Annotated in this window: 14 protein-coding genes; 6 read left to right on the top strand and 8 right to left on the bottom strand. The window is 62.1% G+C overall.

Going from position 1 to position 15,546, the window contains the following annotated elements:
- The 5 genes from A11A3_RS08580 to fabR form a co-directional block, all read right to left on the bottom strand.
- Entirely contained in the window at positions 1 to 930 is a 930-nt protein-coding gene (locus A11A3_RS08580) for an AAA family ATPase (RefSeq protein ID WP_008928893.1), read from the bottom strand.
- 285 nt (positions 931 to 1,215) lie between these two features.
- Positions 1,216 to 1,584 carry a putative quinol monooxygenase gene (locus A11A3_RS08575; protein ID WP_040296940.1) on the bottom strand — a complete coding sequence of 123 codons (369 nt, stop codon included), beginning with the start codon at positions 1,582 to 1,584 and terminating at the stop codon, positions 1,216 to 1,218.
- 59 nt (positions 1,585 to 1,643) lie between these two features.
- Positions 1,644 to 2,321: a nitroreductase gene (locus A11A3_RS08570; protein ID WP_008928891.1), complete on the bottom strand. Its 678-nt coding sequence runs from the start codon at positions 2,319 to 2,321 to the stop codon at positions 1,644 to 1,646.
- 72 nt (positions 2,322 to 2,393) lie between these two features.
- Complete coding sequence (locus A11A3_RS08565; RefSeq protein ID WP_008928890.1) at positions 2,394 to 2,723, bottom strand: hypothetical protein; 330 nt, start codon at positions 2,721 to 2,723, stop codon at positions 2,394 to 2,396.
- A gap of 93 nt (positions 2,724 to 2,816) precedes the next feature.
- Positions 2,817 to 3,449 (bottom strand): HTH-type transcriptional repressor FabR, encoded by a 633-nt coding sequence (gene fabR, locus A11A3_RS08560; RefSeq protein ID WP_008928889.1) that lies wholly within the window; start codon positions 3,447 to 3,449, stop codon positions 2,817 to 2,819.
- A 246-nt stretch (positions 3,450 to 3,695) separates the two neighbouring features.
- Between fabR and A11A3_RS08555 the strand changes: the two genes are divergently transcribed.
- The 4 genes from A11A3_RS08555 (at position 3,696) to A11A3_RS08540 (ending at position 9,251) form a co-directional block, all read left to right on the top strand.
- Positions 3,696 to 5,702 (top strand): SDR family oxidoreductase, encoded by a 2,007-nt coding sequence (locus tag A11A3_RS08555; protein ID WP_008928888.1) that lies wholly within the window; start codon positions 3,696 to 3,698, stop codon positions 5,700 to 5,702.
- Between the two features lie 203 nt (positions 5,703 to 5,905).
- Entirely contained in the window at positions 5,906 to 7,834 is a 1,929-nt protein-coding gene (locus tag A11A3_RS08550; RefSeq protein ID WP_008928887.1) for an FAD-dependent oxidoreductase, read from the top strand.
- Positions 7,831 to 8,274: a hypothetical protein gene (locus tag A11A3_RS08545; RefSeq protein WP_008928886.1), complete on the top strand. Its 444-nt coding sequence runs from the start codon at positions 7,831 to 7,833 to the stop codon at positions 8,272 to 8,274. The genes A11A3_RS08550 and A11A3_RS08545 overlap by 4 nt, the downstream gene beginning before the upstream one ends.
- A complete protein-coding gene (locus A11A3_RS08540) occupies positions 8,271 to 9,251 on the top strand; it encodes a hypothetical protein (protein ID WP_008928885.1) in 981 nt (326 codons plus the stop codon). Before A11A3_RS08545 ends, A11A3_RS08540 begins: the two co-directional genes overlap by 4 nt.
- A gap of 7 nt (positions 9,252 to 9,258) precedes the next feature.
- Here A11A3_RS08540 and A11A3_RS08535 read toward each other — a convergent pair whose 3' ends face one another.
- Positions 9,259 to 9,729 carry a pyrophosphohydrolase domain-containing protein gene (locus tag A11A3_RS08535; protein WP_008928884.1) on the bottom strand — a complete coding sequence of 157 codons (471 nt, stop codon included), beginning with the start codon at positions 9,727 to 9,729 and terminating at the stop codon, positions 9,259 to 9,261.
- Positions 9,722 to 10,681, bottom strand: coding sequence for an alpha/beta fold hydrolase (locus A11A3_RS08530; RefSeq protein WP_008928883.1), 960 nt, complete (start codon positions 10,679 to 10,681; stop codon positions 9,722 to 9,724). The genes A11A3_RS08535 and A11A3_RS08530 overlap by 8 nt, the downstream gene beginning before the upstream one ends.
- A 175-nt stretch (positions 10,682 to 10,856) precedes the next feature.
- On the opposite strand from A11A3_RS08530, the gene A11A3_RS08525 reads away from it, so the two are divergent.
- Together A11A3_RS08525 and A11A3_RS08520 are read left to right on the top strand one after the other, a co-directional pair.
- Entirely contained in the window at positions 10,857 to 12,344 is a 1,488-nt protein-coding gene (locus tag A11A3_RS08525; RefSeq protein ID WP_237738844.1) for an adenylate/guanylate cyclase domain-containing protein, read from the top strand.
- Positions 12,337 to 13,359 carry a hypothetical protein gene (locus tag A11A3_RS08520; RefSeq protein WP_008928881.1) on the top strand — a complete coding sequence of 341 codons (1,023 nt, stop codon included), beginning with the start codon at positions 12,337 to 12,339 and terminating at the stop codon, positions 13,357 to 13,359. Before A11A3_RS08525 ends, A11A3_RS08520 begins: the two co-directional genes overlap by 8 nt.
- An 83-nt stretch (positions 13,360 to 13,442) precedes the next feature.
- Here A11A3_RS08520 and gspD read toward each other — a convergent pair whose 3' ends face one another.
- Positions 13,443 to 15,536: a type II secretion system secretin GspD gene (gspD, locus tag A11A3_RS08515; RefSeq protein WP_237738843.1), complete on the bottom strand. Its 2,094-nt coding sequence runs from the start codon at positions 15,534 to 15,536 to the stop codon at positions 13,443 to 13,445.
- Positions 15,537 to 15,546 lie beyond the last annotated feature (10 nt).

The raw sequence follows: 15,546 nt of genomic DNA, 5'->3' as shown, positions 1-15,546 counted from the left end.
TCAGCGGCTCCGCTGCTGACGCAACCAGCGAGGCAACAGGTCCCGGGCCAGGGTCACATCCTGTTCGTGCTTGAGCACCAGATTGAGAGTATCGGCCACCTGCTCCTGCTCCAGACTGTCCGCATGCAGCAGTACCAGCGCTCGGGCCCAGTCCAGGGTCTCGGAAATGGCTGGCAGCTTCTTCATGTCCTGCTCGCGCAGGTGCTGGATAAAGCCGACCAGCTGCTCGCTCAGCCGGGCATCGAGCCCCGGCACACGCTCGCTGACAATACGGTTTTCCAACGCCGCATCCGGGTAGGGAATATAGAGATGCAGGCAACGGCGCTTGAGGGCATCGGACAGTTCCCGCTGGTCATTGCTGGTCAGCACCACCAGTGGTTGGTGACGGGCCCGCACGGTGCCCAGCTCGGGAATGGAAATCTGGAAATCCGACAGCAACTCCAGCAGAAAGGCCTCGAACTCCTGATCCGCCTTGTCGATCTCGTCAATCAGCAGCACCGCCGGTTCCTCGCTGCGCAGGGCGTGGAGCAGCGGGCGGGGCTCGAGAAAGGTATCACTATAGAAGGCCTCGCCCAGGTCCCCCAGGCGCGCCATGCTGCTTTCCAGATCATCGGTATCGGCCAGCAGGCCACCGAGCTTATCGCGCAGCAGCTGGGTATAAAGCAGCTGCTTGCCGTATTTCCATTCATACAGGGCCCGGCTCTCGTCGAGCCCCTCATAGCATTGCAGCCGGATCAGCGGCGCTTCAAGGAAGGCCGCCGCAGCCTTGGCCAGCTCGGTCTTGCCAACTCCGGGTGGGCCTTCCACCAGTACCGGTTTGTGCAGCTGGGCCGCCAGGTAGACCGCCAGCGCGATACGCTCGCTGCAGATGTAACCCTGGCGGGCAAAGCTGGCGGTAATGTCCTCGACGGACTCGATACGGGTCTTCATGGATTCTCCTGCGCTGACCAGGCTGTCGGAAAACAGGCCAGGGCCTGTTCACACTACCGAGACGGCTCCTGCTGAATGCATTTTTTCGTCCAATGGTGTCAGACGATGTGCCATGTAGTCATTCTACATAAATAGCGCATGGCGCTGCTGGGCGGAAAAAGGGGGCAGCCCCTCGGGTTGAGCCGTCTTGGTAGTGTGAGCAGGCCTTACGCAGGGCGGCAATGATCACATTAGCGACAAACGCCATGAACGCCGTCAGCCAAGCCATGCCATCAAGACCATTGATCAGTGCAGGGTGATGTTGTCCGCCAGCACCAGGGGCGCGATATCGTGGCCGTCCATATCCTCGGCCAGCGGCTCACCGTCCTGGTGGGTGACATCGAAGTGGGTGGAGGTCACATCACCATCGAGCATGTCGGGGATGGCATCCAGGAAGGAATCCACGTGAGAGGATGCGAAATGGGTTTCCAGCGCGTCCAGTGAGGTCCACTGCTGCCAGACCATGATCACACGGGGCTCATCCGCCTGCAGATAGACCTCATAGGCCAGGCAGCCCCGATCCTTGCGGGCGGCGCGGGCAAGCGCCTGGACCAGATCCAGGGCACGGGGCTGATCGTTTTCCTTAACCGGGAATGAGCCTTTGACGATGATCATGAACAATGCTGTGTGGGGAAAACGACCATCATAACACATTTTGTACCACCGCGCCGGGCTCAGCCCTTGTAGGTCACCGACTGATCCACCGGCACACGGCCCACCCGGGTACGGTTGGCCGCCACCTGATCGTCCTCGTAACCGAAACTGATACCCAGCAGAATGGACAGCCCGTCACGGATACCGAAGACGTCGCGCACATCCTGCGGATAATAGCGCATGCTGCCCTGGGCGCAGGAGCCGATGCCGTAGGCGGTCATGGTCAGCAACAGAGACTGTACGTACATGCCCACATCCAGCGCCACGGTGACACCGAACTGGCTTTCCATGCCGATGAAGGCCACATGGGGGGCATCGAACATCTGAAAATTGCGCAGCTCGGCACGCTGGCGGCCCTGCCGATCCTCCCGGGCAATGCCCATGCTGCCATACAGGGCCATGGCGCATTCCACCTGACGCTCGCGGTATTCATCCTGAAACCGCGGCAAACTCTCGTAATCCGGCGCAAAGGGGACGCCGGCGGACACCTTTTCCACCATGCGACGGCTCAGTTCGTCTTTTACATCACCGGAGGCCACCCACACTTTCCAGGGCTGGATGTTGCAATTGGACGGTGCCAGCTGGGCCAGGCCAAAGACCTCTTCCAGGGTAGGCTGTGGCACCCGGCGAGACTGAAAACCTCGAACGGAACGGCGCTGACGCAGTGCATCAGCCAGGGACAGGGAATCGGCGGTCATGGTACCCCTCGTGGCAGGAAAGTGAGGGGTCAGTCTAACGGGCAGGGAGGGCAGCGGCGATGACCGCAGTGATCAGGCAGCCTGACCGGAGGCGTCACGCATGGCCCGGCAGATTTCATCAATGGCCGGGGCCGCCATTTCCAGACGCCCCTCACAGCCATCCACGCCCAGACGCTCGGTGCAGGCCGGGCACAGCACCGTGAAAACGAGCTCATCGGCGGTTTCCCGGGTGGGCAGCACAGACCAGCCGTCATGCCGGGCCTGCTGCCCGATGCGGTGATAGTAGTCCAGATCAATGGCACCACCGGGCTCGAAATCGAACGTGGCCGGGCAGTGGCTGCAGTTGAGCCACATGTCGTAAAGCGCCGCCGCGTCGTAAGGGTCCCTGGGATCGAAGGCCATTTGCCACCTCCTGTGGCACTCATCGGTAATGTAGCCTGCTGTTGTATACCAGAAAGTGTCACAAACCTACCAATTGCGTCACATTTGTGCATATCAAAGCGTGACACCCTGGGCCATGGCCCGCCCCCCCAGAGCCATCATCTTGAGCTGCTGGCAGGCATGATCCGCCAGAATCGCCCGTTGGGCCGGCGCCACATCCAGCATGCTGATGCCGACCCCGAACATGATGGCAATGGCCGCCTCCGCCTCCAGTTCCGCCGGTACCGGCGGGCGCTGGTTGTGGGCCAGGGCCTGGCGCACATCCTCCGCCAGCTCGTCGACCAGCAACTGCAACTCGCGCTGAATGCGCAGGCGATAACGGTCATGGCTACCCAATCGTTGCTGCACCAGCACCCGAAAATCGTTGCCATTGTCTTCCAGGTAACGGACGAAGCGAGCCACCAGCTCCTCGATGGCGCGAGCCGAGCCAATCTCGATCATGCTGCGCCGGCCCTCCTCCATGGCCGACCGCAGGCGAAAACAGCAGCTGTCAATCAATGCCAGGCCCAGCGCATCCATATCCGGAAAGTGGTTGTAAAGCGAGGTGGCAGCCAGCCCGGATTCCCGGGCCACCTCGCGCAGGCCGAGGCTGTCGAGGCCGCGCCCGCCCTGCATGAGACGGCGGGCCGCCTGCAGGATTTTCTCGCGGGTCTGACGTTTCTGGCGTTGGCGGGCGGTTTCAGTCATATGCATTCACTAACAGTTGTTAGGCAAATAATCCCACGATGCAGGGCTTATTGGCAACTTTCTCCTCGTTTACACAAAAAAACTTGACGAACACTTGTTAGTCGTAAAAAATTCAACTCACAACTGTTAGCCAAAGGCCACTGGCCCTTGGCAATTGGCCGGCGCATTATCAATACTGACACTGCGCTGAACGCTACAACGCACTGACCGGCACACCCGGCAGGGAAGCAACACAAGGGGACTTACATGAACTACTTTGTTACTGGTGCCACCGGCTTCATCGGCCGTTTTCTGGTTGGACGTCTGCTCAAGCGCGAGGACGCCCGCGTCTTTGCCCTGGTACGTCCGGGCTCGGAGTACAAGCTGGACGCCCTGCGCACTCGCCTGGGAGCCAGCCCCGACCAGCTGGTCGCCATTAGCGGTGACATCAATGAAAAGCTGCTGGGTGTCAGCAAGCGTGACCAGGATGATCTGGCCGGCCAGATCGACCATTTCTTTCACCTGGCCGCCATCTATGACCTGACCGCCGACGAAAACACCCAGCGCTATACCAATATCGAAGGCACCCGCCAGACCCTGAAACTGGCGGAAAAGCTGAAGGCTGGCTGTTTCCACCATGTGTCCTCCATCGCCGCCGCCGGCCTCTACGATGGCACCTTCACCGAGGACATGTTCGAACAGGCCCAGGGTCTGGATGATCCTTACCTGCTCACCAAGCACGAGTCCGAAGCGCTGGTTCGCCAGGAAAGCAAGCTGCCCTGGCGCATCTATCGCCCGGCCATGGTGGTCGGCCACTCCGAAACCGGCGAGATGGACAAGATCGACGGCCCCTATTACCTGTTCAAGTTCACCCAGAAACTGAAGGACTTCCTGCCCAACTGGATGCCGCTGGTGGGTGTGGAAGGCGGTCACTTCAACGTGGTGCCGGTGGACTTTGTCGCCAGCGCGCTGGACCACATTGCTCACCAGGACGGTCGGGATGGCCAGTGCTTCCATCTCACCGCGGACCGCAGCTACAACCTGGGTGAGATCATGGATATCATTGCCGGCGCCGCCCAGGCACCGCGCATGCCCGTCAAGCTGGACAATCGCCTGTTTGGCAGCGTCCCCGGCTTCGTCAAGAAAGGGGTCAGCGCCCTGACGCCCAAGATGGTGCTTAATGCCGCCCTGGAGAATCTGGACATCCCGCCGTCCGCGCTCAAGTTCCTGACCTTCCCCACCGAATACGACAACCGTCGTGCCCATGAAGCCCTGGAAGGCAGCAGCATCGAAGTCCCGGATCTGGAAAGCTACATCCAACAACTGTGGGACTTCTGGGAAAACCACCTGGACCCGGACCGGGGCGAGCGCAAGGATGAGCTGCAACCGCTGCCGACCCTGCCCGAGCGGGTGGCCGGCAAGGTGGTCATGGTCACCGGCGCCACTTCCGGTATCGGCAAGGCCAGCGCCCTGAAACTGGCCCGCGCCGGCGCCACCGTGCTGGTCATCGCCCGGACTGCGGAAAAGCTGGAAGAAACCCTGCACGAAATCGAACAGCTGGGCGGCACCGCCCAGGCCTATAGCTGTGACGTGTCGGACCTTGAGGATGTGGATCGCTTGATCAAGCAGGTCCTTGCCGATCACGGCAAGGTGGATGTACTGGTCAACAACGCCGGGCGCTCCATCCGCCGCTCCGTGGCCCACGCCTTTGACCGCTTCCATGATTACGAGCGCACCATGCAGCTCAACTACTTTGGCGCCCTGCGACTGATCATGGACCTGCTGCCGACCATGATCGAAAACGGCGGCGGGCACGTGATCAATATCTCCAGTATCGGCGTACTGACCAATGCACCGCGCTTCTCCGCCTATGTGGCCTCCAAGGCAGCGCTGGATGCCTTTACCCGCTGTGCCGCCAGTGAGCTGGCCCACGAGGGCATTCGCTTTACCACCATCAACATGCCGCTGGTGCGCACGCCGATGATCGCGCCCACCAAGATCTACAACCACGTGCCGACCATCAGCCCGGCCCAGGCCGCGGACATGATCTGCGACGCTATCGTGCGCCAGCCCAAACGCATTGCCACCAACCTGGGCATCATGGGGCAGGTAATGCACTTCATCACGCCGAAGGTCACCGAGACCATCATGAATACCGGTTACAAGCTGTTCTCGGATTCGGCCGCCGCCATGGGCCAGAAGGAAGGCACCCCGAAGAAGATCAGCCGCGAGCAGGCCGCCTTCTCCCGGTTGTTCAAGGGCATCCACTGGTAATAAAAAAAGGGCCCCGTCGGGGCCCAGATTCCGGAGACCTCCGGAAGCATACGCAGCGGGGCTCTCGGGCCCCGTTGCTATTTTGCTCACCCGCCCCCTGCCCGCCTTGATGCAGATCAGCAATAGGACCGTTTGGCCGTAGATACCCGCTGCGATTGCAGCTAGAGACAAGCGCCCGGATTGCAGGTCGCTAGACTGGCGGCATGACGTATTTCCTTCGCAATGACGCCACGGCAAGTGCCCTGTGCCACAGCCTGTTCCCCGCCGGTCAGAGATTGCCGGCGGCGGACGTACCCGCACTGCTCGGCAAACTTGATCAACAGCTGCAATCACGGCGGCTGGCCCGCCGCGCCCTGCGCGCCGGTCTGTGGTGGCTGGAGGGCCGTCATATTGTCAGCCGTGGCCGACGTTTTCACCGGGCCGGCCACCAGGCGCGTGACACCTTTATCCAGCAACTGTCCGATACCGCCATCTCCGGCAAGCTGCTACGACTGCTGAGCCTGCCCTTCAAGGCCGCCTATGTGCTGGACGAACAGGTCGAGGCCGCCACCGGATGCCGCCCGCCGGTGCAGCTGCCCGCCCAGATTGAAACTTTCCGCTGGCAACAACAGATCACCCGCGCCACCGACTGCCAGCAAGACATGACCCTGGACGCGGACGTGGTAGTGATCGGCTCCGGCGCCGGTGGTGCCGCGGCCGCCTACGAACTGGCCTGCCGAGGCCTGGCGGTGGTGATCGTGGAAGAAGGCGATTACTACGACCGGCGGGATTTCAACGGCAAGCTCACCGAGGTGATCCCCAAGCTCTACCGCAGCCTGGGTGCCACGGTGGCGCTGGGCAACGCCATCATCCCGGTGCCGGTGGGCTGCAACGTGGGCGGCACCACCACCATCAACTCCGGCACCTGCATGCGCACGCCCCCGGCCATCCTCGCCCGCTGGCGCCAGCAGGGGTTGAGCGACTTCAGCGACCAGACCATGGCGCCGTATTTTGACAATGTGGAAGCCATGCTCAAGGTGCAGCAGGCCAGCGCCGACGCCGTTGGCCCGATCGGCGACCTGATCGACCGGGGGGCCGCCGCCGACGGTTTCAAGCAGCGCCACCGGCTGATGCGCAACGCCGAGGGCTGTGATGGCCAGGGGCTTTGCCAGTTCGGTTGCCCCACGGATGCCAAGCAGTCCACCAATGTCAGCTACATCCCCCGAGCTCTTGAGCGCGGCGCCTTTCTGTTCTGTGGTTTCCGGGCACAGCGCCTGCACTGGCAGGGCAACCGGGTCACCGGCCTGACCGCCAGCGGTCGCAATACCGACGGGTGCACCGTAACGCTGACCCTGAAAGCCTCTGCCACGGTGGTAGCCATGGGCAGCCTGTTTACGCCCCTGTTCCTGCGCCAACAGGGCGTCCGTAATCGTCATCTGGGGCGCCACCTGACACTGCACCCGGCCGGTGTGGTCAATGCCGTGTTTGCGGGTCAGGATCTAGCCAACAGTCGCAGCATCCCCCAGGGATTCGGGGTGGCCGATCTGGCCGACCAGGGGCTGATGTTTGAAGGCGGTACTGTGCCCCTGGCCGGACACAGCCTGCTCAACAATCTCTATGGCCGTGACTGGGTACACTTCACCGAGCAATACCCGCACACCGCCTACTTCGGCTTCATGGTCCGCGACAGTTCCGAGGGCAGTGTGCACCGGGGCCCCCGCCCGGGCCTGCCACTGATCCGCTACCACCTGAACCGGCAGGATTTTGCGCTTTTCCTGCGCGGCATCGAGACCCTGGCGCGCTGGTACCTGCGGGCCGGGGCCGAACAGGTGTTGATACCTGGGATGCAGGGAATGAAACGGCTACACAATGAACAGGAGCTGGCCGCCTTCCTGGCCGGCCCGCTCAAGCCCCGGGATTTTCTGATCACCGCCTACCACCCCCTGGGCACAGCCCGGCTGGCAGCAAAGGCAAGCGAGGGCGTCTGTGACTCGCATCACCGGGTCTTTGATACGCCAGGTCTGTATGTGATGGATGGCGCCGCCGTCCCCACCAGCCTGGGCGCCAATCCCCAGGTCACCATTATGGCCATGGCCAGCCGCGCGGCAGGCCTGCTGGCCGATTCCCTACTCGCTTCAGGAGAAACACCATGAGCACCGGACTTCTGCTCAAGGAAGCCATGAGCGGCTGGCTGAAATTCAGCCATGAAAGCCGTGAACACGCCTTTGCCTTCCGCATCCGCGCCTTCACCACCCGGGTGTGGTCCCTCTCGGCCCCACGCTTTTTCAAGGGCACCGTGACCCTGGACGGCGAACACTTTCCCTGCGAGGGCGAGCTCACCATCCGCCTGAGCGGGCCACATTACTGGCTCACCTTCCGCCACCCGGAACACGGCCTGCTGCGGGTTGAAGGGCAAAAACAGTACGGCCGCGGCGGCCTGCTCCAATCCCTGGTGACCTGCCCGTTGACGGTCAGCCGCGACCACCAGACACTGGGCCGGGCGCAGGTCGCTTATCGCGATAGCATGCTGGCCTTCCCGTTCACCGCCCTGCGGCTGGTGCGCGAAGACAAGGCCTATGGAGACGGGCAGTGACGATCCCCTATTACGGCCTGCAGGCCGGTGATCACGGTGGCCACTACGAATCCTGGTTTGTGCGGGCCAATCACCCGTCCCGGCCGCTGGCCATCTGGATTCGCTACACCCTGTTCCGAGCCGCTGATGAGCGTCCGGCCCTGGGCGAAGTCTGGGCGGTATATTCCGACGGGGAGAAGGGCCAGACCACCGCCCTCAAGGAAGAATTTCCGCTGGCGGACTGCCACTTCGGCCGTGATGGCATGGATATCTGCATTGGCGACAATCGGCTGATTCCCGGCCAGCTGACCGGCCAGCTACAACACCGCCAGCAACATCTGGCCTGGTCACTGGACTATGATGAAGGCCAGGCGCCGCTGCTACTGTTGCCCGCGGCGCTGTATGACAAGCGCCTGCCGAAAGCCAAATCTCTGGTTAGCCGACCGGGAATTGCCGTTAATGGCACCCTGACCCTGGATGGCGAAACCCTGTCACTACAACAGTGGCGCGGCAGCGAAAACCATAACTGGGGCAGCCAGCATACCGACCGCTATGCCTGGGGCCAGGTGGCCGGCTTCGACAATGCCCCGGATGTGTTTCTCGAGTGTGCCACCGCCCAGGTCAAGTTGGGGCCGATCCATACGCCAAAGCTGACGGTGGCCGCCCTGCGGGTGGGGGATCAGACGCTGCTGTTCAACCGGCCCCTCAAGGCCCTCGCCGCCCGGGCCCACTACCAGCCCTTTCGCTGGCAACTGAACACGGCGTGCGGGCAGGCCCGACTCACGGTCCACATGCATTCACGCAACGACCGGGTCGCCGCCCTGACCTATTACAACCCGCCTGGCGGCAACAAAATCTGCCTGAACAGCAAACTGGCCCAGGTCACTGCCACCCTGCGACTCAAGGGCCAGCCCGACCGGGTATTGCACAGCGCCCACGGGGGCGCCTTCGAGATACTCACCGATACCCTTCCGGACGGCATGGGCTTGCAGGTCTAGCGGGCGGCTAGTCCTGCTGGGCCGCCAGCACCCGGTCCAGCGCCGGCGGTTGGTAGTCCGGCCCCTTCAGCACCTTGCCCCGGGCATCCTTCACCGGTTTGCCATCGGCACCCAGTTTGCTCATGTTGCTGCGGTGCACTTCCTCACAGGTCGCATTGAGATCGATACCAAAGGTATGGCCGGCCCCGTAGGTGACATAGTTGATATCAGTCAGGGCATCGGCCACTGCCACCAGATCCACCTGAAAGTCCGCCAGGGTTTCCAGTTGCCGGCGGGCCAGCGCCAGGGTATCCAGAAAGGCCTGCTGGCCCGATTCCGGTTGCTGGCAAACCGCCTCGGCCAGCTCATGAAACTCCTCCAGCAGCAGGGCCAGGCGCAACCGAACGGTGCGATCGTCCGGTACCACCGGCTGCGACTCCAGCGGCAGGGAAAAAGCACGATGGAAGGCGCCTACCTTGTGGAAATTGCTGTCAGCCATCCACTTCCTCCAGGAACGCCAGGATCTCCCGATTCACTTCCGCTGCCTGCTCCATCTGTATCCAGTGGCCACAATGATCCAGCATCACGGTACGCAGATCGGGCACATAGTCGGGCATGCGCTCCAGTGCCTTCTGACTGAACATCACAACCGGGTCCTGCATGCCGCCGAGGAACAGGGCCGGCATGGGGATCTGCCAGTTGTCGTCCTGGTGGCTTTCCTCCCAGGACATATCCATGGCCCGGTACCAGTTCACCGGGCCGGTAAAGCCGCTGTGGCGGAAGCGCTCCACGTAGTAGGCCAGGTCTTCCTCGCGCATCCATCGAGGCTGCACCTCCGGGCGCGGCATGGCCTGCAGAATGCCGGTGTCATCCGGCTTGACCCGAAAATCACCAATGCCGTCCGCCGACAGGGCATGGAACATGCGTCGCAGGCTGTCATCCACATCCTTCTCCAGCTCCTGCTCGGGCCGATCCGGCTGCTGAAAATAGAGCATGTAGAAAAACCCGTCACCGAACAGCTTGCGCATGGCCTGGGTGGGCGGCACCGGCGCCGGCCCGCCATAGGGCACCGACAGGCTGACCAGGGCACGCACCTTGTCCGGGTAACAGCGTGCCACCTGCCAGGTCAGGGCACTGCCCCAGTCATGACCGATCACAATGGCCTGTTCATGGCCCATAGCCTCGATCAGGGCCGCCACATCCGCCGCCAGCTGACTCTGTCGGTAGGCCTCCACCTCGACGGGGCCACCGGTGAATCCATAACCGCGCAGGTCCGGCGCCACCGCGTGATAACCGGACTGGGCCAGCACCGGCAACTGGTAACGCCAGGATGCCCAGCACTCGGGAAAGCCATGCAGGCACAACACCAGCGGCTGGCCGGTTTCACCGGCCTCGGCAATAAAAAAATCCAGCCCGTTGGCCGACAGTTGTCTTTCTCTTATAAACGCCATGGTTAGTGTCCGACAGCTCCGTCAGATAAAGGGTATGTACAACTAATTACCTAACCATACAAAACTGCTATGGTTAGGGAACCCTAAGGCACGGAACCGGTCGGAACCGATTCCCGTCAGGGCCCTGTCGAATGTGACAGCATGGCCCGACGCTGACAAGCAACCAGGAAGCACGGTGACAGAAAAACAGGGACAACAGGCTGCCTCGAAGCGCACTCGCCTGGGTGAGTGGCTGGCTCCCTATGTGCCTGAATATTTCCCCGTGGCCTGGAAGATGGGGCTGTCCATTTCCCTGTTGCTGCTATGCGGCATGACCATCCTCGGCAGCCTGCTACTCAATACCCAGCTGACCCACATGCGGGAACAGGCGGACAGCTTTGGCAGCGCCATTGCCGTACAACTGGCCAACACCGCCCGTGAACCCCTGCTGGCCGAGGACACCTTCCTGCTCAAGGTGCAGCTCAACAACCTGACCCGCAGCGACAGCGTGCGCGGCGCCGCACTCTTTGATCGCAATGGCAACCTGGTGGACAAGGCCGGCATTCTGCCGCTGGCCGCCTCGCCCCTGGGGCAGCCCACCAAGCGCTGGACCCTGGCCGGCGAGCCGATCACCACCTACTTCGCGCCCATTGAAGTGGGGGACATGACCGCCGGTTTTGCCGCCGCCTCCCTGTCCGAACGCCCGATCATGGCGGCCCGCCGTGAAGTGCGTGACACCATGATCACCGCCACCCTGATCATGAGCCTGATCGCCATTATTGCCGCCTTCCTGATCAGCCGCCGCCTGGCCCGGCCAATCCACGACCTGCTGGCCGCCACCAGTGCCATGCGCAAGGGGGATTTCAATTACCGCATTGAAGACCGCCGCAACGATGAAATCGGCGGCCTGATCGAGGCCTACAACAGCATGGCCCACGGCATGCTGGAGAAGGACCAGGTAGAGCGGGTTTTGCAGCGCTTTGTCAGCCCGTCGGTGGCCCGCAACATGATGGCGGATCTGGATCAGGTGCAACTGGGCGGCCGCGATGTGAAGGCCACCGTGGTGTTTGCCGACATTGTCGGCTTTACCCGACTGTCCGAAACCATGGCCCCGGATGCGGTGGCCAAAATGCTCAACGTCTATTTCGATGCCATTACCACTGCCACCACCTTCTACCGGGGCACCATCGACAAGTACATGGGTGACTGCGCCATGATCGTGTTCGGCGTGCCGGAAAAGGATGACGAGCATCTTTTCCACGGCCTCTGCTGTGCGGTGATGATCCAGCGGCTGGTCACCCGCCTGAATGAATGTCGTCACAGTCGCGGCCAGACCACGGTGGAATTCCGTATCGGCATCAATTCCGGTGACATGCTGGCCGGCAACCTGGGCTCCCGCGACCGCATGCAATATACGGTGGTGGGGGATGCGGTGAACCTGGCATCGCGGCTGTCGAACATGGCTTCCGGCGGCGAAATCATTGCTGCCGCCCCCCTGCTCAGCAACCCCAACATTGCCTCCCGGGTGCGGGCCACCGAGTATGGCTCCATGCGTATTCGCGGCAAGAGCGAACCGGTCAGCACCTTCCGGGTGGATGGCGTACATGCCCTGTCGGAAACCCTTATGGAACAACGTATTGCCCAGTTCCTGGTCAAGCTCAACGGGGAACAGCAACGTGCGTAAAAGCAGTCTACTACTGGCCACACTGCTCACTGCCGGCTGTCATACCCTGATAAACCTGGGCAACCAGCAGCAAAAGGTGGAAGAGGCACTGGCCCGGGATGATTTTGCCACCGCTGCGGCCATCATTGAGCACACCGGTAGCGACCACCCCCAATATGCCGCGCTGCAGGAGCAGTACCCCGATATTCGCCAGGCCAGCCAGGCCTACCGGACCCGGGCCGAGCATGACGCCCTGGCCCTGAGCCGCGACAAACAGTGGCAGCAGGCCTTTGATCTGATCGACAGCACCATCGCGCAGGTGGTGGACCCCACCTCCCTGCAGGCACTGCGTGAGAGTCTGCAGGCCAAACAGGCCGCGCAGCTCAACCAGCTGCTGGCCGAGCGCCGCCTGGCCCAGGCCCGCGCCCTGCTGTTACAGCCCACGCTGGACAAGACGCTGGCACAGTACAGCGACCCGGCGGCCCGCCGTGAAGTCACGCAGCTGGAGCAAGAAAGAAAACAGCTGATCGCGGATCTCAATCACCTGGGCGAGTACTACGCCGACCGCCAGCACTGGCAGCAAACCCGCGAGCTACTGGACACCGCCCACCGCCTGGCACCGGGGGAACCCACGCCAGAGCTGCTCAGCCGGGCACGCAGCATTCTCAATAACGAACAGCAACAGGCCAAGGCTCGCCAGAACAATGCCCTGCAGGCCAAGGCCGAATCACTGATGGCGACCTATCAGGACAGCGGCCAGCTGAAGGACTTGCTGGCGGCCCGCGCCTTTCTCAACAGCCACCGGGGCAATGACGCCCTGGTTCAACAGCGGGCTCGCACCGAACAGTGGTGCCGCCGCCGCTTCGATGAGGAAATGAACACCGGCGAAGCGCTCTACGCCCGCGGCCAGTACCGCGAGGCCTACCGTATCTGGAAGCAGGTACAACCGCTCTACCCGGACAATGTGGAACTCAACAAGAAACTTGAGCGCAGTCAGCGGGTTCTCAACAACCTGCGCACCCTGAAAGACTCCTGACAGCCCCCTTGCGTTGCCCCTGCCTGAAACGACAACACGCGCCGAAGCGCGTGTTGTATTGATGCTGAAACCGGGATGACGGATCAGAGATCCGGCCCCTGCTCCGCTTTCTGGTCAACCCCCGGCACCGTCTTCTGCTTGGGCTGCTCTTCGGTGGTGGCCGGCAGCGGACGCTGCTGTTCATTCTTGAACTCGTCACGGAAATCCTGCGGCACCGGATTACGCCCATCGAAGATATGATCCAGATTGGTGGGCGTGGGGTATTTCTCGACCTGCTCCAGCTCACCCTTGTCGTTGAGACGGAACTGCAGGGCAACAATGCCCATGTATTTTTCCCGGCTCATGGTCACCAGCTTGTCGTTGTCCGCCAGGATGGTGGGACGCAGGAATACCATCAGATTGCTCTTCTGGTGGGACTTGCTGGTGGAACGGAATAGCACGCCCAGCAACGGGATATCGCCCAGCAACGGCACCTTGCGAACGGTTTCGCGGATGTCGTCCTTGATCAGGCCACCCAGCGCGATGGTCTCGCCGTCATCGGCCAGCACCGTGCTCTGCAACTTGCGGGTGGTGGTAACGATATCCACTGCCTCGCCGGCGGAGTCCTTGACCGCGGAATTTTCCTGCTCCAGCTCCAGCCGAATGGTGGAAAGGCCGGCCACATGGGGGGTGACCTTCATGGTCAGGCCCACGTCTTCACGCTGGATGGTGGTGAACGGATTGGAGACACCGGAGCCGGTGTTGGTGCTGGAACCGGTGACGAAGGGCACGTTCTCACCGACCACAATCGAGGCTTCCTGATTATCCAGGGTGAGGATGCTGGGGGTGGACAGCAGGTTCACATCGGAGGACGAGGCCAGTGCCTGCACCAGGGCGCCCCACTTCAGGTCGCCATTGGAATCGGTTTCGCCAAGGCCTGCGGTAACGCCATCGCCCAGGCTCAGATTGGTCGGATCATCCGCCGCCAGCGCCTGCAGTACCGAGTTGACGCTCAGGCCGGCATTGCTGAAGTTCACTGCGCCGACACCGGATTCATCACTACCGGCCACGTACTGGAAGCCCAGATTACGGCCCTGCTCGCCGGAAATCTCCACAATGGCTGCTTCAATCAGAATCTGGGCCCGACGGACATCCAGCTGGCTGATCACCGATTGCAGCTGTTTCATCATGCCGGGCTCCGCCCGAATCACCAGGGCATTGAGCGACTCGTCCGCCTGGATCGATACCTTGTCCGAACCGCTGCCGGTGGTCGCCGCGGCTGTGGCCTTGCCGTCACCGTGGCTCTTCAGGGCGGACGCCCCCTCGGCAAAATTCTTCAGCAACTCGGCCATTTCCTTGGCATCACCATGGCTCAGACGCACTACCTTGACGCCACCGCTTTCGCTGTCCGGGGTATCCAGGCGCTGCACCATCTGCGCCAGCTTCTTGCGGGTCATGTCATCGCCCTTGATCAACAGGCGATTGCTGCGCTCGTCGGCCACCACGGTGATATCACTGTCGGCGCCCTTGCCCCGGCGCCCGGAGGTCTGGGCGGTAAGGCTTTCCAGCATTTTCACCATGTCACCGGCGAAGGCGTATTTGAGGTTGATGATATCCACATCATCGGAATCCGCGTTATCCAGATTGGCGATGATGGCTTCCATCCGGCGGATATTATCCAGATGGTCACTGATGATCAGGGCATTGGCGGAGCTCACGGCAGCCAGGTGACCGTACTGGGGCACCAGCGGTCGCAGCACCGGCACCAGTTCTTCCACCGGCGAATTCTTCACCGGAATCACCCGGGTAACCAGCTCTTCGCCGGTATCCTTGCCGGCACCGACCAGCGGCAGGTTACTCTGCTTGGCGGTGGTGTTGGGCACGATCTTGACCACGTCACCGGCGGGCACCGCCGCATAACCGTGAACCTGCAGCACGGCCAGGAACAACTCGTAGACCTCATCGGCGGTGAGCGCCTTGGTGGATACCACGGTCACATCCCGTGCCCGCACCCGCGGGTCCACCACGAAGTTTTTCCCGGTCATGTCAGCGACCTGACTGATAAAGGCCTGAATGTCCGCGTTGCGGATATTCACCGTCCAGGTCTTGCCGTCGTCGCCGGCCTTTACGTCGGCCTGGCAGACCAGCACGGTCGCAGACAACACCAACACCATTATTGTTCTGAGAAAAAACGTCATAGAAGCCACA

Origin of the sequence: Alcanivorax hongdengensis A-11-3 (assembly GCF_000300995.1) — a bacterium.
Lineage (GTDB): Bacteria > Pseudomonadota > Gammaproteobacteria > Pseudomonadales > Alcanivoracaceae > Alcanivorax > Alcanivorax hongdengensis.
This window is presented reverse-complemented; position numbering and strand designations above follow the sequence as displayed.